The following is a 20,248-nucleotide window of genomic DNA, read 5'->3' on the forward strand; positions in this document are numbered from 1 at the left end:
CTGTCTCGCATCTCTTTTCGTCCCATGGCGGCGAATAGCGTATGCATATGTCCGGGCAGACAATGGAGAGGAAATACCACGACAATGCCGACTGAACTCGACAAGGATATCCAGCGTTTCACCAGCGCCGTGACCGCGCCCGGACAAATGTTCGAAACCGTCCCCACGATGCGCCGCGGTGTGGAAATGCCCGCCTTCAAGAATGCCCCACCCAGCGTGGCGCATTATTTCGCGCATTTCGCGAATGAGAAAAAGGACGTGCTGTTCCTTGTCGATGGCGATCTGCGGCTGACCTTCGGCCAGGTCTATGGTGCCGCCGCCTGCGTGGCCCACGGCCTGGTGACGAAGCACGGCCTGAAAAAGGGCGACCGCGTGGGCATTGCTGCCCGCAATTCGGCCAATTGGATCATCGCCTATATGGGCACGCTGATGGCGGGCGGCTGTGCCACCCTGCTCAATGGCTGGTGGACGGGCGAGGAACTCGCCTACGGCATCAATCTGTGCGACTGTTCGCTGGTGCTGGCCGATCCGCAGCGCGCCAAACGCATGGAAGGCGAGAACATTTCCGCCAAGGTGGTGGTCTTCGATCACGGCGTTCCCGCCGAAGGGCTGGAGCCGATCTGGGCCGAAGGCGATACGGCGATGAAGATGCTCGGCGAACTGGGGCCGGACGATCTGGCCACGATCCTTTATACCTCGGGTTCGACCGGCAATCCCAAGGGCGCCTATTCCGATCATCTCGGCGTGGTGTCGGGCACGATGAATTATGTCGCGCAGACGGTGATGATCCTCCAGATCCTGACCGAGCGGGGCGAGGCGCCGACGGTCCAGCCCAGCGCGCTGGTCGCAGTGCCTTTGTTCCATGTCACCGGCGAAATCCCGCTGCTGCTGCAAAGCTTCGCGCTGGGCCGCAAGCTGGTGCTGATGCCGAAATGGGATCCGCGTCAGGCGCTGTGCCTGCTGGAAGAGGAACAGATCACCTATTTCGTGGGCGTTCCGCTGATGAGCTACGAAATGGCCACCCATCCCGAGCGCGAGAGTTTCGACCTGTCGAGCTGCAAGAGCTTTGCCGCCGGCGGCGCGCCGCGCCCGCCCGAGCATGTGACCAAGATCAAGCAGGCATTTCCCGATGGTTTCCCGCTGCTGGGATATGGTCTCACCGAAACCAATGCGGTGGGCTGCGGCAATCTGAACGAGAATTACATGGCCAAGCCCGGTTCCACGGGCATGCCGTCGAAGCCGCTGGTCGACATGGCCATCATGGACGATGACGGAAACAAGCTGGCATCGGGCGAAGTGGGCGAGGTGTGCATCCGCACCGCAGCCAATTTCCTCGGCTACTGGAAGAACGAGGAAGCGACCGAGGCGGCCTATACCAAGGATGCCTATTTCCGCACCGGCGATCTGGGCTATCTCGATGCGGACGACTATCTGTTCATCGTCGACCGCAAGAAGGACATCATCATCCGCGGGGGCGAGAACATTTCCTGCATCGAGGTGGAAGAAGCGATCTATGCGCATCCCGCCGTCGCCGAATGCAGCGTCTTCGGCGTTCCCGACGAACGGCTGGGTGAAATCCCGGCAGCGGTCTATTTCACCCATAAGGGGCAGGATCTGCAGCCCGACGAACTGCAGGATTACCTGCGCGAACATATCGCATCCTTCAAGGTGCCGGCACATGTGTGGCGGGCGAGCGACAATCTGCCGCGCCTCGGCACGCAGAAAGTCGACAAGCGCGCCGTGAAGGCAACCTACGCACCGAGCATCACTGCGGTTTGACTACGCCCGCCATCCCCAACCAGCGCAAGATATTCGACCGGCGCGAGATCGCGTCCCGGATAGAAGCGCTGGCGCAGGAGCATGGCGACAAATCGCGCCAGTCGGTGGTCGACCTGCTCAAGCAGGCGCTGGAAGGCGGACGGCGGGAATTGGAAAGCCGGCTGGAGGCGCAGCCTTCGGCCGGTCATGCCATTGCTGGCGGCTATTCCTTTCTGATCGACCAATTGGTGCGCGTGATCCACGAATATGTGACGCAGCACACCTATCCCGCGCCCAATCGCAGCGCGGGCGAACGGCTCGCGATCATGGCGGTCGGCGGCTATGGGCGCAGCGAGATGGCGCCGCATTCGGATGTCGATATCGCTTTTCTGGTGGGCGAGCGGCGCAATGCCTGGTGCGAACAGGTGGTCGAGGCCATGCTCTATATCCTGTGGGATCTGGGGCTGAAGGTGGGGCATTCCACCCGCACGATCGACGAAGCGATCCGGTTGGCGAAGGAAGATTTGACGATCCGCACCGCCCTGCTGGAGGGTCGCTATGTGTGGGGCGACCGCGACCTGTATGCCGAAGGCGGCCGCCGGTATACCAGCGACGTGGTGCGCGGGAACGAGCGCGCCTTTCTGGCTCAGAAGCTGGACGAACGTAATGCGCGGCACAAGCGGATGGGCGACAGCCGCTATGTCGTCGAACCCAATGTCAAGGACGGCAAGGGCGGTCTGCGCGATCTGCAGACGCTCTACTGGATCGGCAAGTTCATTCACCGGGTGTCGAGCGCGTCGGAACTGGTCGATGTCGGCCTGATGACGCGGAATGAATATCGCAGCTTCCGGAGGGCGGAACGCTTCCTGCTCGCCGTTCGCAGCCATATGCATATCATCACCGGGCGGGCGGAAGACCGCCTGACCTTCGATTTGCAACGCCAGGTCGCGACCCGCATGAATTTTGCAGACCGGCCCGGCCAGCGGGCCGTCGAACGCTTCATGCAGTTCTATTTCCTGCAGGCCAAGCGCGTCGGCAGCCTGACCGGCGTGTTCCTGGCCCATATCGAGGACGATCTGGCCCAGCGTTCGGCGAGGCGGGGCTTCTTTGCCGGGTTCAAGCCCAAGCCGCGCATGGTGAAGGGTTACCGCGTCTTCGGCGGCCGGATCGCCGCGCCGTCCGACGACTGGTTCGCCAAGGATCCGGTGCGGCTGATCGAGCTGTTCCAGCTGGCCGAGGCCGAGCAGCTGGAAATCCATCCCGAAACCATGCGGCAGGCAGGGCGCGACGCCAAGCTGATCGATGCCGCCATTCGCGAAGATGCGCGCGCCAACGCGCTGTTCCTCGATCTGCTGTGCGGGCGCAACGATCCCGAAATGGTGCTGCGCTGGATGAACGAGACCGGCGTCTTCGGGCGCTTCGTCCCGGATTTCGGCAAGGTCAATGCGCAGATGCAGTTCGATATGTACCACCATTATACGGTGGACGAGCACACGATCCGCGCCATCGGCCTGCTCAACCAGATCGAGAAGGGCGAGCTGAAGCAGGATCATCCCCGCGCCACGCGGCTGATTCACAAGGTCAATTCGCGCCGGGTCGCCTATGTGGCGGCGCTGCTGCACGATATCGCCAAGGGCCGCGGGGGCGATCATTCCGAACTCGGCGCCGAAATCGCCGAGGAGCTGTGCCCGCGTTTCGGCCTGTCCGACGGCGAGACCGAGCTGGTGGCCTGGCTGGTGCTCAACCATCTGCTCATGAGCCACACGGCGCAGAAGCGCGATCTGACCGATCCCAAGACGATCGAGGATTATGTCGGCCAGGTGCAGAGCATCGAGCGGCTGCGGCATCTGGCGATCCTGACCGCGGTGGACATCCGCGCGGTGGGGCCGGGCACGTGGAACAGCTGGAAGGGGCAACTGCTCGGCGAACTCTACGATGCCTCGGCCGAGCGGCTGCGGCTCGGCCACATGCGGCACGGGCGCAAGGAAAAGGTCGCCGCGCGCAAGGCCGAGGTCGCCCGGCTGCTGGGCGACAAGGCTGCGCTGGTCGAGGAGCATGGCAACAGTTTCGGCGATGCCTACTGGATCGCCGAACCGGTCGATATCGCCGCGCTCAATCTGGTGCATTACGATGCCGCACGGAAGATGCAGCACGAACTTTCGGTCCACTGCGAATATTATGAAGCGCGCGGGGCCACGCTCGTCACCGTGATCGCGGCCGATCATCCGGGACTGTTCTACCGCATTGCGGGCGGAATCCATCTGGCCGGCGGAAATATCATCGACGCGCGCATCCATACCTCGCGCACCGGCTGGGCGATGGACAATTTCCTCGTGCAGGACCCGCATTGCGCGCCCTTCCGCGAGGAACAGCAGCTCGAACGGCTGAAGAAAAGCATTGCCGATGCGCTGGCCAACCGGATCGACCTGATGCCCAAGCTGGCCCAGCGCCCGCTGCCGCACAGCCGGTCGAAGGCGTTCGATGTGTCACCGCGGGTGCTGTTCGACAACAAGGCATCGAATCGATTCACCGTGATCGAGGTCAATGCGCGCGACCGCCCGGCACTTCTCAACAGGCTGGCGCGGGTTCTTTTCGAGCAGCGGCTGGTGGTCCATTCGGCCCACGTGACCAATTACGGCGAGCGCGCCGCGGATACGTTTTACGTTACGGATCTGACGGGTGACAAGCTCGCCGAGGGGGAGCGGCAGAACCGTCTCGAAGCCCGGCTGGTAGAGGCGGCGGGTGATGCAATGCAGGCACGGTTGGAAGAAGCCTAGCATACGTTTGCAGAAAGAATGTTGCGTCAGTGGCGCAAATCCGGCATCGAATCGGTCGAGAGAATACCAGGAGAGAGGGTTCCCATGAGGACGACTACGCTATCATTGCGCGCGCTGGCGATACTTGGCGCGGGTTTCACATTACTGCCGCAGGCCGCCATGGCCCAGTCGACCGCCGACGACGGCGACATGATCGATAATGCCGATGTCGACAGCACCACGCCGGTGATCGTCGTGACCGCACAGGGACGCGAGCAAAATCTTGCCGATGTCCCCGTCGCGATCTCGGCAGTTTCGGCGGAAACGCTCGAGAATTCCGGCACCAGCGACATTCGCGAACTCAACCAGGTCGCGCCCTCGCTGCTGGTCTCCTCGACCGGCAATGAAGCCAATGGTTCGGCCCGTATCCGCGGCATCGGGACCGTGGGCGACAACCCGGGCCTCGAAAGCTCGGTCGCGGTCTTCGTCGACGGTGTCTACCGCTCGCGTTCGGGTAACGCACTGTCCGAGCTCGGTCCGCTCGACCGGATCGAAATCCTGCGCGGCCCGCAGGGCACGCTGGGCGGCCGTAACTCCTCGGCCGGAATGATCTCGATCTACACGGCCAAGCCCGAATTCGATTTCGGCGGCTATGCCAATTTCACCTATGGCAATTACGATGCGATCCGCGTCGAAGGCGGCGTGACCGCTCCTGTGGGTGATACGGTCGCCGCCCGCGTCGACGGCGTCTTCTTCCGCCGTGACGGTTTCTACAATGACGTGATCAACGACACCGACGTCAACAATCGCGATCGCTATCTCGTCCGCGCCCAGGCGCTGTTCGAGCCCACCGATTCCATCAGCTTCCGCCTCGTCGGCGATTATTCGAAGAAGGACGAGGCGTGCTGCGCGGCGACCTTCGTGCAGCCAAGCTTCGCCCCGCTGGCCCGGCTGAGCGACGATCTGCCGCCGACTTCTGCCGATGCGAAATTCGATTATCCGGGCACGGCGACGCCGGCACTGACCGACCCTGCCAACCCGATTATCCCGATCTTGCTCGGCCTCGGTCAGAACCCGGCAGCGCTCAACCAGTCGACCTTCAACCGCAATATCTACGTCACGCCGGGCCGCAGCTATGCTGGCTCGACCGAGGATTACGGCATTTCGGGCGAGCTGAACTGGGATTTCGGCAACGCCACGCTGACCTCGATCACCGCCTATCGCGAATATGAGAACACCCAGGCGTCCGACACCGATTACACCCAGGTTGATATTCTCTACCGTGCCCCGGGCGACTTCGCCGGTGCGCGTGAGTTCAAGACCTTCACGCAGGAACTGCGTCTCAACGGAACGGTCTTCAACGACCGTCTCGACTGGCTGGTTGGCGGTTATTACGCCAACGAAGACCTGCAGACCCGCGACAATCTTCGCTTCGGCACGCAATATGGCGCGTTTGCGCCTTGCCGCGTCGTCAATGCCGTCAATCCGGCGCTAGCAAATCCGCTGGCAACCGGATGTATCGGCGCAGGCGGCCGTGCTGTGCTTCAGGGTGCCAATGGCGGTGCAGGAGCTTTCGGGCCGGCCACGCCGCTGATCTTCGCAGGCCTCGACCGGCTTTCTCAGATCAACGATCTCGGAAGCACGGGCGACGTCTACAACCAGACGAGCGAGAACTTCGCGCTCTTCACGCACAATATCTTTCACATCACCGATACGCTCGATCTGACCCTTGGCCTTCGTTACACCAACGAGACCAAGGATTTCGACGCATCCTTCGCCAATGACAACGTCATCTGCCCGCAGAACCGCGCACTTCTCAGCAGCTTGCTCGCTGTGCCGAGCCTCGCCGGTCTTGCCGGCGGCATCATCTCGCTGTCCTGCCAGGGCAATTCGACGTCAGAATTGGACGGCGTGACGCTCGAAGACAGCCGTGACGAGGATGAATTCACGGGCACTGCGATCCTCAGCTGGAAGCCGGTGGACGACCTGCTGGTCTACGGATCCTATTCGCGCGGCTACAAGGCAGGCGGTTACAACCTCGACCGTTCGGCGCTTGCGCTGCCGGTGGCACTCAACGTCAACACGATCAATCCTGCTGCGCTGCAGTTCGAGGAAGAAACGGTCGATGCCTATGAAATCGGCCTGAAATACCAGGAGCGCATGTGGGGCGCGAGCCTTTCGCTCTTCCGTCAGGAGTTCAGCAATTTCCAGTTGAACACCTTCAACGGTTCGGTCTTCGTGGTTCAGAACATCAATGGCTGCGATACCGATCTCGGCGGGCTCGATCGTGACAACAGTGGCACCACCGGCGCCTGCGATGCCGACAACATCGCCCCCGGCGTGGTTTCGCAGGGCTTCGAATTCGAAGCGAACCTGCGTCCGGCCAATTCGCTTATCTTCACCGTGGGCCTGACCCGTGCAGATACGGAATTCGCCGACAATCTGGTGGGTAGCGAAGATGGCACCCCGCTGGATCCGGCACTTCGTCTGCTTCCCGGCGATCAGATGTCGAACGCCCCGGCATGGGTCGCGACGAGCTCGCTCACCTGGACACCGGACATCGGCACCAGCGGCATGAAGGGCCTGTTCTACATCAACGCCCGCACGACCAGCGATTACAACACCGGTTCCGACTTGCTCTACGGCAAGGAACAGGACGGCTATACGCTGGTGAACTACCGCGTCGGCATCACCAATATCGCCGATCGTTTCTCGGTCGAAGGCTGGGTGAACAATCTGTTCGACCAGAACTATTCGCAGGTTGCCTTCAATACTCCGTTCGTGGCCGAGCAGCAGACCTACTCTGCTTTCCTTGCGGAACCACGCACTTACGGCGTTACCCTGCGCGCAGAATTCTGAGCGTAGTCCACATGAAACAGAAAAGGGCGCTTTCGGGCGCCCTTTTTTGTGTCTTCAGCGGGAAAGACGCGTGTCGGCCCTAGTCGCGCTCGCCGAAGAGCGCGGTGCCCACGCGCACATGGGTGGCGCCCATCATGATGGCAGTCTCGTAATCGCCGCTCATACCCATGCTCCGGCCGTCGAGGCCGTGGTCGCGAGCCAGCTTGTCGAGGAAAGCGAAAAAGGGCGCAGGCTCGATCTCGGCAGGGGGCAGGCACATCAGCCCCGCTAGCGGGATATCCGCATCGCGTGCCTGCCGTAGCAAGTCCGGCACCTCGCCTACCGGGCAACCGCCCTTCTGCGGCTCATCGCCCACATCGACCTGCACGAAGCAGGGGACCTGTCGGCCGGTCTTGTCGAAGGCCTTGGCCAGCGCTTTCACGAGGCTCGGCCGGTCGAGCGAATGGATAACGTCGAACAGAGCCGCGGCGTCCTCTGCCTTGTTCGATTGAAGCTGGCCGACAAGGTGAAGGCGAACGCCGGGATGTTCTTCGCGCAAAGCGGGCCATTTCTCCTGCGCTTCCTGAACTCGGTTCTCGCCGAAATGGCGCTGCCCTTCGATCAGCAGCGGTTCGATGGCGGCGGCGGAATGGCGCTTGCTAACCGCGACCAGAGTAACTTCGCCAGGATCGCGCCGCGCACGTTTGCAGCTGGCCTGAATGGTGTGAAGGACCGATTGAAGCGGAGTGTCTGCCTTTTCCATGGCACTGCGCTATAGCGATTGCATGACCGTGCGCCAGACCCTGCCCCTGCTTTGGCTCCTTTCCGACCTGCGGAACGATGCCGGATTGGAACGCGCTTTGGCAGATATCCCCCGGGGGTCAGGCTTCGTCTTCCGCCACTATCACCTTTCCGGCGCCCACCGGCGGGGCCGTTTCGACACGCTGGCCGATGTGGCTCGCAGCCATGGCCATACGGTCGTGCTCGCCGGCAATGAGGCCGGGAGCGGGGAGTGGGGTGCGGACGGCTTTTACGGTGCGCAGCGCAGCGACCGCACGGGGCTGTGGCTGGCAACAGCCCATGATGCCGACGAGATCCGCGCGGCGGAAGAAGGGCGCGCGGACGGCGTGTTCCTTTCGCCGGTCTTCCCGACTGCCTCGCACCCCGGCGCGCCCACGCTGGGAGTGGACGCATTCCGCAAATTGGCTACACGGACGTCGGTGCCGGTGATTGCGCTCGGGGGGATGACCCAGGATCGCGCCGCCCAATTGCAGTGGCCGCGCTGGGGCGCCATCGACGGACTCGCTTCGGCGAACGCTGCTTGACGCAGGAGTCCTGCTGGACTCATACTGGGCCTCAAGACGGAAGAAGGGAATTTTCATGGCTTCGCGCGCAAGCGCCAGACCCGATTGGCGTGCGGCATTTCGCCGTTCGCTGCGCCGCGCCACCCACATGGCCGGGGCCGGTGCGCTGTTCGCGCTACTCGTCTTTCTGACCCTGGCGCTGGCAAGTTACAGTCAGACCGATCCCAGCGTATCCACGGCTGCTTCGGGCGAAGAGATTTCCAACTGGATGGGCGCGAGCGGGGCCTGGGCCGCCGAACGTGCGCTCTTCTACTTCGGCCTTCCCGCGTTGCTGCTGCTGCCCATGCTCTGGATTTCCGCCCGCCGGCTGTGGACCGGGGTGGAGGATCCCGAAGAGGAGGAGACGCCTGGCAAATGGTGGCCGACATTCGGCCTGCTGCTGCTTGCCATGCTGTTGCTCGGTTCGGTGGTGTCGCTGCTGCTGGAAGAAAGCCCGGGGCCGTTTCCGGCGGGCGCGGGCGGTCTTGCCGGTCTGCTGGGCGCAGGTGCGATCGAGGCCGTGGCCACGCGCTTCGGCGGAAGTTTTTCGGGCTGGATCATCGCACTCCTGGGCCTTGTCGCGCTGGGCGGCGGACTGGCGCTCGTCACGCGCGTTTTCGCCATCGACTGGGCGCAGTTCTTCACTCTGCCAGAAATCCTCAAGCGGCGCCCGCAGCTGTCGGATATCGATTTGCCGCTGGGCCCGAAAAAGCAGAAGCGCGCCAAACCGCCGGTTGCCGAGGACGGAGACGACCTGCCCGCCGAAGAGAGCGAGACCAGGGCCGCCCGGCGCGTGCCTGAAATCGCCGATCCCGTTGCCGCGCCGGTGCAATCGGGCACTGCCAAGCCCAGACAGCGCGACATGTTCGCCAATTACGAACTGCCCAGCAACGATCTGCTTGCCGATGCGCCCGAACAGAAGGCCGCCAAGCTCGACAAGATTGCGCTCGAACGCAATGCGCGGTTGCTCGAGAATGTGCTCGACGATTTCAACGTGAAAGGCGAGATCACGGCCGTTCGCGCCGGGCCGGTGGTGACGATGTACGAACTGGAGCCTGCGCCGGGCATCAAGGCCAGCCGCGTGGTCGGCCTGGCCGAAGACATCGCCCGCAACATGAGCGCGATCAGCGCGCGCGTGTCGCCCATTCCGGGCAAGACCGTGATCGGTATCGAACTGCCCAATGCCGACCGTCAGATGGTCAGTTATAAGGAACTGGCGACCTCGAGCGCCTTTGTCGACCATAAGGGCAGCCTGCCGATGATCCTGGGCAAGGACATCGCTGGCGAACCGATTATCGCCGATCTGGCCGCCATGCCTCACCTGCTTGTCGCAGGTACGACCGGTTCGGGTAAGTCGGTCGGGCTGAATGCGATTCTCTTGTCGCTGCTCTATCGCTTCACGCCCGACGAGTGCCGCCTGATCCTGATCGATCCCAAGGTGTTGGAGCTCAAGACCTACGACGACATCCCTCATCTTCTCAGCCCCGTGGTGACCGAGCCCGCCAAATCGGTGCGCGCGCTCAAATGGGCGGTCGAGGAGATGGAGAAGCGCTATCGCATGATGTCCTCCGTCAACTCGCGCAACATCGCGGGCTTCAACGACAAGGTGCGGGCGGCGGCGGCCAAGGGCACTCCGCTCGGCCGCCGGGTCCAGACCGGCTTCGATCCGGAGACTGGCGAGGAACTCTACGAGGAAGAGCAGCTCGATTACGAACCGTTGCCGCTGATCGTCCTGATCGTCGACGAACTGGCCGACCTCATGGTGACGGTAGGCAAGGAAATCGAAGTGCTGATCCAGCGCCTTTCGCAGAAGAGCCGCGCGGCGGGCATCCATCTTATCATGGCGACGCAGCGTCCGTCGGTCGACGTCATCACCGGCGTCATCAAGGCCAATCTGCCGACCCGGATCAGCTTCAAGGTGACGAGCCGGATCGACAGCCGCACCATCCTGGGCGAACAGGGCGCCGAGCAATTGCTGGGCAAGGGCGACATGCTCTACAAGCCCAACACGGGCGCGGTAGTGCGCGTGCATGGCCCCTTCGTGGCCGACGACGAGGTCGAACGCGTGGCGGATCACTGGCGCGAGCAGGGCAAGCCCGATTACGTCGATGCCGTGACCGAAGAGCCAGAGGAAGGCGGCTTCAATTTCGAGGACGAATTTACGGCGAGCGACAATCCCGAAGAACGCAAGTACCGCCAGGCCTGCCAGATCGTGATCGAGAACCAGAAGGCGAGCGGAAGCTGGCTCCAGCGCCAGATGGGCGTAGGGTACAACACTGCGGCCAAATGGATCGAACGCATGGAAAGCGAAGGGCTGGTCGGCCCGGCCAACCATGTCGGCCGGCGCGAGATTTTCCGCGACCAGGACGGCAACCCGATTTAAGGGCAAGTGATGGACGCCGTTACCCGCAATCCATCCGCCGACGAAGAGGCAGAACGCGCCGCCCGCTGGGTATTCTCGCCCATCGGCCGGGGCGTGGCACAGGTGCGCCACTATTGGCGAACTAATGTGCGCACCGGTGTCGATCATCAGGAAGTGATCGCCAAGATCGCGCTCGAATGCCCGATGACCGCGCGGTACATGCTGATGACGATGATGTCGGCGGGCATCGCCATCCTCGGCCTGCTGCTTTCGTCGGGGGCCGTGGTCATCGGCGCCATGCTGCTTTCGCCTTTGATGAGCCCGATCCTCGGGGTCGGTTTCGCGCTGGCGACCGGCAAGCAGAAATGGCTGCGCATCAGCGCCAAGACCTTGGCGCTCGGGAGCATCGTCGCGGTTCTGTTCGCCGCGCTGATTGTGCTGGTTTCGCCGCTTCAGACGGTCACTGAAGAAATCGCGTCGCGCACGCGGCCGAACTTGCTAGACTTGCTGGTGGCGCTGTTCTCCTCGATCGCCGGATCCTATGCGATGATCCGCGGCCGCGAAGGCACCATCGTCGGCGTGGCCATTGCAACGGCCTTGATGCCGCCGCTGGCCGTGGTGGGCTTCGGGCTCGCCACACTCAACTGGACCGTGTTCTTCGGCGCGCTCGGCCTATTCGTGACCAACTGCCTGACCATCGCGCTGACCGCCACGATCATGGCGCGCCTCTACGGTTTCCGCACGAGCCTCTCCACGCGGCAGGGCTGGTTCCAGAATGTCGGCATCTTCATGATCTTCGTGGCTCTGGCGATCCCGCTGGGCTTGTCGCTGCGGCAGATTGCGTGGGAGACCAATTCCCAGCGGATCGTGCGCAATGCGATCCAGGCGGAATTCGGTTCGCGCGCCAGGATCAGCGAACAGACGATCGACTGGGACAGTGAACCGCTCAACATCACGGCCACGGTCTTCACCCCCGATTTCGATACGGGCGCGAACGGTGATCTTTCCAAGACACTTCAGCAAGAGCTTGGCCGCGAAGTCAGCGTAAACGTCGAACAGTTGCGCGTCGGTGCCGATCCGGGGGCAGCCGAGCAGGCCGAACTGGCCCGTGCCCGCGCCGCCGAACAGGCTGCCGCGACCGAGCGCCAGATCTCCACGCTGGTCGACCGTATGGCGATGGCCGCCGGCGTCGACCGTTCCGCCGTCCTGCTCGACCGCGATACGCGCATCGTCTCGGCCAATGCCAAACCTCTGCCGGGCCTTGCGCTCGAAGGCTATCGCGATCTCGAAGCGCGCGTGATCGGCGATACGCCCGGATGGCAGGTCAGATTGCGACCCCCTCTACTTGCGCTACCCTCCGTTACGCTGGGCGAGGATGGTCCGGATGATGCCGGGGTCGCGGCGGAAAAGACCGTGCTCTGGGCCGCACGGCGAATCGATCTGCCCTTGATATTGAGCGGGCCTGCACAGCAGACAGAGGCGCTGGCCACGCGCCTGCGCGGAGAGGGAATCGAGATTGCGCAAGTCGATGAGGCTGATGGCGAGCAGATTGCAATCCGCTGGGCCCCTGTTCCGCAATAAGCTTGCGTCCGTGCCTCCTTTGCTTGCTGCCCGATAGCTAGGCCTGTACCTCCCTCCGCAAGAGAAGGAGTTCGCATAATGCGTGTCGGTTGCCCCAAGGAAATCAAGAACCACGAATATCGCGTCGGCCTGACGCCGGAGAGCGCGAAGGAGCTGATTGTCCAGGGCAATGAGGTCTGGATCGAGACTCAGGCCGGCTGCGGCATCGATGCGACCGATGAACAATATATCGAGGCGGGGGCAAAGATCGTCGACACGGCGGACGAGATTTTCGCCGAATGCGAGATGGTGGTGAAGGTCAAGGAACCGCAGGCCGTAGAACGGGCCAAGCTGCGCGAAGGGCAGATCCTCTATACCTACCTTCACCTCGCGCCCGATCCGGAGCAGACGAAGGATCTCGTCGACAGCGGTGTGACGGCGATTGCCTATGAAACCGTGACCGGGGCCAACGGCCAGCTTCCGCTCCTCAAGCCCATGAGCCAAGTGGCCGGGCGCATGAGCGTCCAGGCCGGGGCGAGCGCGCTCGAGAAGGCCCATGGGGGCCGCGGCGTTCTGTTGGGCGGCGTACCGGGCGTGATGCCGGGCAAGGTCGTGGTGATCGGCGGCGGTGTCGTCGGTTTCAACGCGGCGCAGATGGCGGCCGGTCTTGGGGCGGACGTCACCATTCTGGACCGCGATCCCGATGTGCTGGAGAAGGTCGGCACCCATTTCGAATCGCGCGCCAGCACCCGGTTCTCCAACCAGGCTAATCTCTACGATGCGGTTTGCAGCGCCGATCTGGTGATCGGTGCCGTGCTGATACCCGGTGCAGCGGCTCCCAAGCTGGTGACCCGTGAAATGCTCAAGGACATGCAGACCGGCGCGGTGCTGGTCGACGTGGCGATCGATCAGGGCGGCTGTTTCGAAACATCCAAGCCGACGACGCATGCCGACCCCACTTACGTGGTGGATGACATCGTCCATTATTGCGTCGCCAACATGCCCGGTGCCGTAGCGCGAACGAGCACCTATGCCCTGAACAACGTGACCCTGCCGCATGCCCTGCGCATTGCCCGTCTGGGATGGAAGAAGGCGCTCGCTGCGGACCCGTATCTGGCCGAAGGACTGAACGTCCATGCCGGCGAAGTTACCTATGAAGCGGTCGCGCGCGAACTGGGTTATGGCTATCGCCCCGTCGCCGAGGTCCTGACGGCATAAAATCCCGGTTTCATGCGGCAACACAAGTTTAACGTGCCATTAGGAAAATAATGCGTATCGGGGCTCTCAATGGGAAGGGCCCTGATCGCAGTCTTGCGGTCTGCTTCATGGCGGGCTGCGGCAATCACCGTGCTTTGCGCGGCGATGCTGCTCGTCCCGGGTAGGCTTGAGGCAAGCGATGGATTTGCTCCGGGGTCGATCTGCCACATTTCCACCGATACCAGCATGTCCTATCGTCAGGCCGTTCAGACACCCGGCGACTGGAACTGCGATGACGACCTGCTCGATTGGAACGCGGCGCGACATATCATCCGTCACGATCTGTCCGGCTTTACCGGAGCCGGTGCTTATCCCCGCTATGCGGAGTTCGATCGCTTCGAATTCGATCGCCTCACGGTCACTGCCGAGGCGATCGACGGAACGATAGCGTCACGGACCTTCGGATTTGAAGATCTCAAGCTTGGTCCCTCAAGCCTTCGCGCCATGATCGAACTGCCGGATCCTGGTGGCCCCTTGCGGACGATCACCTTCATCCATGAGGGCGGCCAATATCCTGACGTATTTGTCGACGCCGAATTTGCGCGGGAAACCGATACGCCGGCGGTCGCGGGATATTACCATCTGCTGGCAGCGCTGTTCTGCGGGCTCCTGCTTACGCCGGCAATTTTCGATCTCATTTTCTACCGGGCGCTGCGCGAACCCTTCCTGCTTTATCACAGCCTGTTTTGCATGATGGCAGTCATTCAGACCGCTGCCGTCTCGGGCCTGCTCCCGATGGTTACCGCGCTTTCGTATTCGGCAGAACTCTCGATCACATATCTCAGCCTCGATCTCATGATCGCGGCGACCTTCCTTTTCGCTTATCGATTTATCGAGCGAAAGAGTCTTACGCCACGGCACCGCCGCTGGTTGCTGGCCATGGCGGGATTGGCTGTCGCCAATGGTCTGGTGGGAACATTCCTGATCGACCCGCTGGCAGACTATATCGACTACATCTATTTTGGGGTTCTGGTGGCGCTTTTCGGGGCCTATTTCCCGATACTGCTCAGAGCGCGCCGAAACGCAAGCCGGGTGGCCGTACTGCTTGCGCTGGGCATCTTGCCCCTTTTTCTGATCATCCTGGCACAGACGGTCAGCGTCTATGCCTTAGGCGAGAGCGGAGAGTTCGACGAAACATGGCCGCAAAACTTTGCTTTGTTGTTCGAGGTCCTGGCGACGGCTCTTGCGGTCGCGGACCGCTTCCTCATTATCCGGCGTCAGCGCGACCGCGCTCTTCTGACCGCACGCGATCTGGAAGCAATCACCGAGCATGATGAGCTTACCGGGCTGCGCAACCGGCGATCGCTTGAAATTCGCTATCCAGAGCTCGTGAAGGATGGTTTCAATGCGCTTGCGCTGGTCGATCTGGACGATTTCAAGGCCATAAACGACGATTTCGGCCACCCGGTAGGGGACCGCGTCATTCGCAGCGCTGCCTGGGCGCTCAGTCCGGGAGACGACGACGACCTCATCGCTTTCCGGATGGGCGGCGAGGAATTTCTGCTGCTGCTTCGCGGAAAGGATGCGGCAGAAAAAGCCGAGGCGCGGCGCAAGGCAATGACGGCTCGCATCCTGGCGGAAGTGGATGAAGTCGACCGGCCAGTGACGGCGAGCATGGGCTTCGTGGATTTTGGCGATCTCGCCAGCGCCGAAGCGACGGAAAGCTTCGGCAAGCTCTATGTACTGGCCGATCGATTGCTTTACGATGCCAAATGTTCGGGACGCGATGCGGCAGAGATGGAGAAGCTGCGTGCTGAAGACCCTATTCCCCGCTTCTCGCACCAGGCTGCGGAATGACCTGCGGCGCGTAAGGCGGTCAGCGAAAGGGCTCCAGGATTTCAGGACGCACCCGGACCAGGCGGTTGCTCTCGCGATCGAGCATCGCCCAGGTCGTCGCTGCGGAGATGATGACTTTGCCGGCGGCATTGCGGAAATCGACCCTGCGGACCGAAGTCGCGCCCTTGGGCTGGCCCTCGATCCAGGTTTCCGCAGTCACTGTCTCGCCTTCTGCCACATTGCCGCGATAATCGATCTCGTGCCGGGTCACGACCCAGAAGAAGCGCGCGCTGTCCTCGGGGGCGGCGACCTCTTCCCAATTGGTGACCGCGATGTCCTGAATCCAGCGCACCCAGACGGCGTTGTTCACATGACCAAGCTCGTCGATATGTTCGGGAAGGGCGGTGAAGGTCCTCTCGAAACGCTTGCTCATATCGCCTCGCCCATCTGCCACAGGATGAAAGCGTATTCTTCCGCCACTTCATAGATTGACGCGAAGCGGCCCGACTTGCCGCCGTGGCCTGCACCCATATTGGTCTTGAGCAGCAGTTCGTTATCGTCGGTCTTGAATTCGCGCAGCTTGGCAACCCATTTGGCAGGTTCCCAGTAAGTCACGCGCGGATCGTTCAGGCCGGCGGTGACCAGCAGCGGCGGATAATCCTGTGCCGCCACCTGATCGTAGGGCGAATAGGACAGGATATAAGCGAAGGCCTGTTTGCTCTCGATCGGGTTGCCCCATTCGGGCCATTCGCCCGGGGTGAGCGGAAGGTCCTTGTCGAGCATGGTCGAAAGCACGTCCACGAAAGGCACGTGTGCGACCACCGCTCCCCACAGCTCCGGATTGGTGTTGAGCACTACGCCCATCAATTCGCCGCCCGCCGAGCCGCCGCTCGCACTGATGCGGCCTTGCGCCGTGTAGCCTTGGGCAATCAGCCCCTTCGCCACATCAACGAAATCGTTGAAGGTGTTGGTGCGCTCGTTGAGCTTGCCCTGCAGATACCAGATGCGCCCGAGATCGTCGCCGCCGCGAATATGCGCGATTGCGAAGGCATAGCCGCGATCGACGAGGCTGAGGCGCGTGGTCGAGAAATTGGGCGGGTAGGCAAAACCGTAGGCGCCATAGGCATAGAGATGCAGCGGCCCGCCGGCCTCGCGATCCTTGCGGCTGACGATGGATACTGGAACCGGCGTGCCGTCGCGTGCAGCAATCTCGATCCGCTCGACCTGATAGAGGTTTGCATCATAGCCGCTTGGGATTTCCTGCTGCTTGAGCAGTTCCAGCTCAGCGGTATCGACATGGTAGTCATAGACCGAACCGGGCGTGACCATGCTTTCATAGGCAAGCCGCAGCCGGTCGGTTTGATATTCGGGATTGTTCGACAGTCCGGTCGAGAAGCTTGCTTCGGTAAAGGCGATGGGCTTGACCAGATTGGGGTCGGTGTAACTGCGCAGCTGAATCTGGTCGAGCCCGCGCAGACGGCCTTCGGTGACGTAGAAATCCTTGAACAGCTCGAACCCGTCGAGATAGAATTCGTCCGACCCCGCGATCAGCGTGGTCCAATCGCCGGGTGTGTCGAGGCTCGCCGTGGCGAGGCGGAAGTTCACGTGATCGTCATTGGTGTGCACGTAGAGGACGGCCTCGTCATCCTCGGTGCGGAGATCGACATCGTATTCGCGGCCCGTCTTGCGCGGGGCGACAAGGATCTGTTCGCCGGTCGGATCGTCTGCCCGCACCAGCCGCACTTCGCTGGTCTCGTTGTCACCGGTTGAAATGATCAGCCAGTCTTCCTGCGCCGACAGCCCCGCATCGACGCGAAAGCCATCGTTTTCCGTTTCACGGTAGAGTTCGACATCGTCCGCGATCGGTGTGCCGAGCACATGCATCGTCGCATCGTGGACGCGCCACTGGTCATTGGCCAGACCATAGACGATTGCCGTGTCGTTCATGACCCACGCAAGCCCGGTCAGCGTGCCGGGGATTTCGTCCGGCAGAAGCTCGCCGGTCTCCAGATCCTTGATACGGGCGGTAAAGCGTTCCGACCCATTGGTGTCCGCCGAATAAGCGAGATAACGACCGTTCTTGGAAACCGAAAAGGCGCCGAGGCGGAAATATTCGTGCCCTTCCGCCAGTTCGTTCTCATCGAGGATCAACAAGGGCTCTCCGCCCGCCACCGGCTTGCGGTAGTATTTGCGGTATTCCTTGCCTTGCTCGAATTCGGACCAGTACAGCCAGTCGCCATCCTTTTGGGGGACGCTGCTCTCGTCCTCCTTCACCCGCGCTTTCATTTCCTCGTACAGCTCGTCGACCAGCGCCTGCTGCGGGGCCATGCGCGCCTCGAACCACGCATTTTCGGCTTTCAGATGCTCCAGCACCTCCGCATCGTCGATTGTGGGATAACTCTCGTCCTTGAGCCAGTGATAGGGATCAGAAATCGTGATCCCGTGGTGCGAATAGGAATAGTCGCGTTTTTCGGCGGTCGGCGGAGAGGTGGGGGCAGTCACGGATGTCCCTTCGTTGGATTGGGCATAGATTGGTGCGGCCTGGGCCAGCACGGCGACAGATAGGCATGCGACCAGTCGGTTGAAAGTCACGGAACACCCTTCTTGATCGGCACAAAGCTGGAAAGACCGGCGGTAAGCGCCTATTGACGAAGATGTGATTATGCGCGGCCACTGTCGGCCGCAAGTGCTGCTTCGCTTCTGCGCCCGGCAGCCCGATGAAAGGATTATCGCCCATGCTTATGCAGACCCATGAAGCCCGTCTCGACGCGCTGCGCACCGAACTCGACAAGCGCGGCCTCGACGGTTTCGTCATCCCCATTTCCGACGAATATATGAGCGAATACGTCGGCTCCTACGCCCAGCGCCTGCACTGGCTGACCGGCTTCGGAGGCAGCGCCGGCAGCGCGGCGGTCCTGCGGGAAAAGGCCGCCATGTTCACCGACGGCCGCTACACCGTGCAGGTGCGCGAACAAGTCGATGGCAAGCTCTATGACTATGAAGACGTGCCGGCGACCTCGCCTGCCAAATGGATCGCTGCCAATGCGCCCAAGGGGGCGAAGATCGGCTACGATGCCTGGCTTCACGGTGTCGATTGGGCGGAAGACGCGGAAAAGCTGTTCGCCAAGAAAGGCATCGAACTGGTCGCGGTCGATGGCAATCCGATCGATGCTGTCTGGGCCGATCGCCCGCAGCCTTCGCTGGAAGCGGCCGTTCCGCATGACGACAAATTCGCAGGCCGGTCCAGCGCCGACAAGCGCGCCGAAGTGGCCGACTGGCTGAAGAGCGAAGGGTACGATGCGACGGTGATTACCGCGCTCGATTCGGTGGCCTGGCTGCTGAACATGCGCGGGGTGGACGTCGACAATACGCCTGTCGCCTTGTCCTATGTACTGGCGCACGCCGATGGAACGGCGGAACTGTTTATCGCGCCCGAGAAGGTAACCCCGGAACTCACCCAGCATCTCGGTAATGCGGTGCGGGTTCGTGACCGGGCCGATTTCGAGCCGGCCCTGGCTGGCTTGCAGGGCAAGATCGTCGCGGTAGATCCCAAGCATGCTGTGGCCGGTATCTTCCACGCACTGGAACAGGGCGGAGCCAAGGTCGTGCGGGATGCGGATCCTGCCGTTATGCCCAAAGCGATCAAGAACCCGGCGGAACAGCAAGGTCATCGCGATGCGCAGGCGCGCGACGGTGCAGCGGTTGTAAAGTATCTTCGCTGGATCGAAGAGAATGCACCTTCGGGCGACATCGACGAACTGACCGCTGCCGCCAAGCTGCGCGAATTCCGCGGTCTGAGCCCGGATATGAAAGACACCAGCTTCGACACGATCAGTGCCGCTGCCGGCCATGCGGCGCTTCCGCATTACAAGGTCGACGATGATAGCAACATCACAATCCCGCCCTCCAGCATCTATCTGTGCGATTCGGGCGGCCAGTATCCTGACGGCACCACCGACATCACGCGTACCGTCTGGGTCGGTCCCGGCGAACCGAGTGCGGAAATGATCGATCGCAACACGCGTGTGCTGAAAGGTCACATCGAACTCGACCGGGCCCGTTTCCCCGACCAGACCACCGGCGGTGCGCTCGACGTGCTCGCGCGTATGCATCTGTGGGCGGCCGGCGTCGATTACGGTCACGGCACCGGCCATGGTGTCGGCAGTTACCTTGCCGTGCACGAGGGCCCCCAGCGCATCTCCAAGCCCGGCGGCGCCTTCCCCGGCACGGAAACTCCGCTGAGCGAGGGCATGATCCTTTCAAACGAGCCGGGTTATTACAAGGCCGGTGAATTCGGCATCCGGATCGAAAACCTGGTGCTGGTCGTCGATGCAGAAATCGATGGGGCTGAAGGAAAGTATCTGACCTTCGAAACGCTGACCCATGTGCCGCTGGACCGCCGTCTGGTCGACAAATCGATGCTGACCCCGCAGGAAATCGAGTGGTGGAATAGCTACCACGCCAAAACGCGGGAGATCCTCGCGCCGCAGCTCGAGGGCGAAGATCTGGCATGGCTCGAACGCGAGTGCGCGCCCCTCTAGGAGACTGCTCCTGTCATGATGTCCCTTGGCCGCGTCTTGCGGCCAGGGGGCGTTCGC

At 62.2% G+C, this 20,248-nt stretch carries 12 protein-coding genes; 9 read left to right on the forward strand and 3 right to left on the reverse strand.

Annotation, left to right across the window (positions count from 1 at the left end):
• Window positions 1-84: 84 nt before the first annotated feature.
• The 3 genes from K3175_RS06165 to K3175_RS06175 all read left to right on the forward strand — a co-directional run bounded on the left by K3175_RS06165 (window position 85) and on the right by K3175_RS06175 (window position 7,373).
• Window positions 85-1,779, forward strand: coding sequence for a class I adenylate-forming enzyme family protein (locus K3175_RS06165; protein ID WP_221542520.1), 1,695 nt, complete (start codon window positions 85-87; stop codon window positions 1,777-1,779).
• Entirely contained in the window at window positions 1,776-4,535 is a 2,760-nt protein-coding gene (locus tag K3175_RS06170) for a [protein-PII] uridylyltransferase (protein WP_221542521.1), read from the forward strand. The genes K3175_RS06165 and K3175_RS06170 overlap by 4 nt, the downstream gene beginning before the upstream one ends.
• A gap of 84 nt (window positions 4,536-4,619) precedes the next feature.
• Complete coding sequence (locus K3175_RS06175) at window positions 4,620-7,373, forward strand: TonB-dependent receptor (RefSeq protein ID WP_221542522.1); 2,754 nt, start codon at window positions 4,620-4,622, stop codon at window positions 7,371-7,373.
• A gap of 79 nt (window positions 7,374-7,452) precedes the next feature.
• Here the strand turns inward: K3175_RS06175 and K3175_RS06180 are convergent, their stop codons facing one another.
• Complete coding sequence (locus K3175_RS06180) at window positions 7,453-8,115, reverse strand: YggS family pyridoxal phosphate-dependent enzyme (protein WP_221542523.1); 663 nt, start codon at window positions 8,113-8,115, stop codon at window positions 7,453-7,455.
• Between K3175_RS06180 and K3175_RS06185 the strand changes: the two genes are divergently transcribed.
• The 5 genes from K3175_RS06185 to K3175_RS06205 all read left to right on the forward strand — a co-directional run bounded on the left by K3175_RS06185 (window position 8,114) and on the right by K3175_RS06205 (window position 15,671).
• On the forward strand, window positions 8,114-8,677 hold the full coding sequence (locus tag K3175_RS06185; RefSeq protein WP_221542524.1) for a thiamine phosphate synthase: 564 nt from the start codon (window positions 8,114-8,116) through the stop codon (window positions 8,675-8,677). The two genes, K3175_RS06180 and K3175_RS06185, sit on opposite strands and share 2 nt — an antisense overlap.
• Before the next feature lie 55 nt (window positions 8,678-8,732).
• Window positions 8,733-11,078: an FtsK/SpoIIIE family DNA translocase gene (locus K3175_RS06190; RefSeq protein ID WP_221542525.1), complete on the forward strand. Its 2,346-nt coding sequence runs from the start codon at window positions 8,733-8,735 to the stop codon at window positions 11,076-11,078.
• Window positions 11,079-11,087: 9 nt separating this feature from the next.
• Entirely contained in the window at window positions 11,088-12,638 is a 1,551-nt protein-coding gene (locus tag K3175_RS06195; protein WP_221542526.1) for a DUF389 domain-containing protein, read from the forward strand.
• A gap of 78 nt (window positions 12,639-12,716) precedes the next feature.
• A complete protein-coding gene (gene ald, locus K3175_RS06200; protein WP_221542527.1) occupies window positions 12,717-13,835 on the forward strand; it encodes an alanine dehydrogenase in 1,119 nt (372 codons plus the stop codon).
• 144 nt (window positions 13,836-13,979) lie between these two features.
• A complete protein-coding gene (locus K3175_RS06205; protein WP_221542528.1) occupies window positions 13,980-15,671 on the forward strand; it encodes a sensor domain-containing diguanylate cyclase in 1,692 nt (563 codons plus the stop codon).
• Between the two features lie 19 nt (window positions 15,672-15,690).
• Here the strand turns inward: K3175_RS06205 and K3175_RS06210 are convergent, their stop codons facing one another.
• Both K3175_RS06210 and K3175_RS06215 read right to left on the reverse strand, forming a co-directional pair.
• Complete coding sequence (locus tag K3175_RS06210; RefSeq protein WP_221542529.1) at window positions 15,691-16,083, reverse strand: acyl-CoA thioesterase; 393 nt, start codon at window positions 16,081-16,083, stop codon at window positions 15,691-15,693.
• Entirely contained in the window at window positions 16,080-18,182 is a 2,103-nt protein-coding gene (locus K3175_RS06215) for a S9 family peptidase (RefSeq protein WP_425594832.1), read from the reverse strand. The genes K3175_RS06210 and K3175_RS06215 overlap by 4 nt, the downstream gene beginning before the upstream one ends.
• 203 nt (window positions 18,183-18,385) lie before the next feature.
• Between K3175_RS06215 and K3175_RS06220 the strand changes: the two genes are divergently transcribed.
• Window positions 18,386-20,191 carry an aminopeptidase P family protein gene (locus K3175_RS06220; protein WP_221542530.1) on the forward strand — a complete coding sequence of 602 codons (1,806 nt, stop codon included), beginning with the start codon at window positions 18,386-18,388 and terminating at the stop codon, window positions 20,189-20,191.
• Window positions 20,192-20,248: the final 57 nt, after the last annotated feature.

The organism is Qipengyuania aestuarii, assembly GCF_019711535.1.
GTDB lineage: Bacteria > Pseudomonadota > Alphaproteobacteria > Sphingomonadales > Sphingomonadaceae > Qipengyuania > Qipengyuania aestuarii.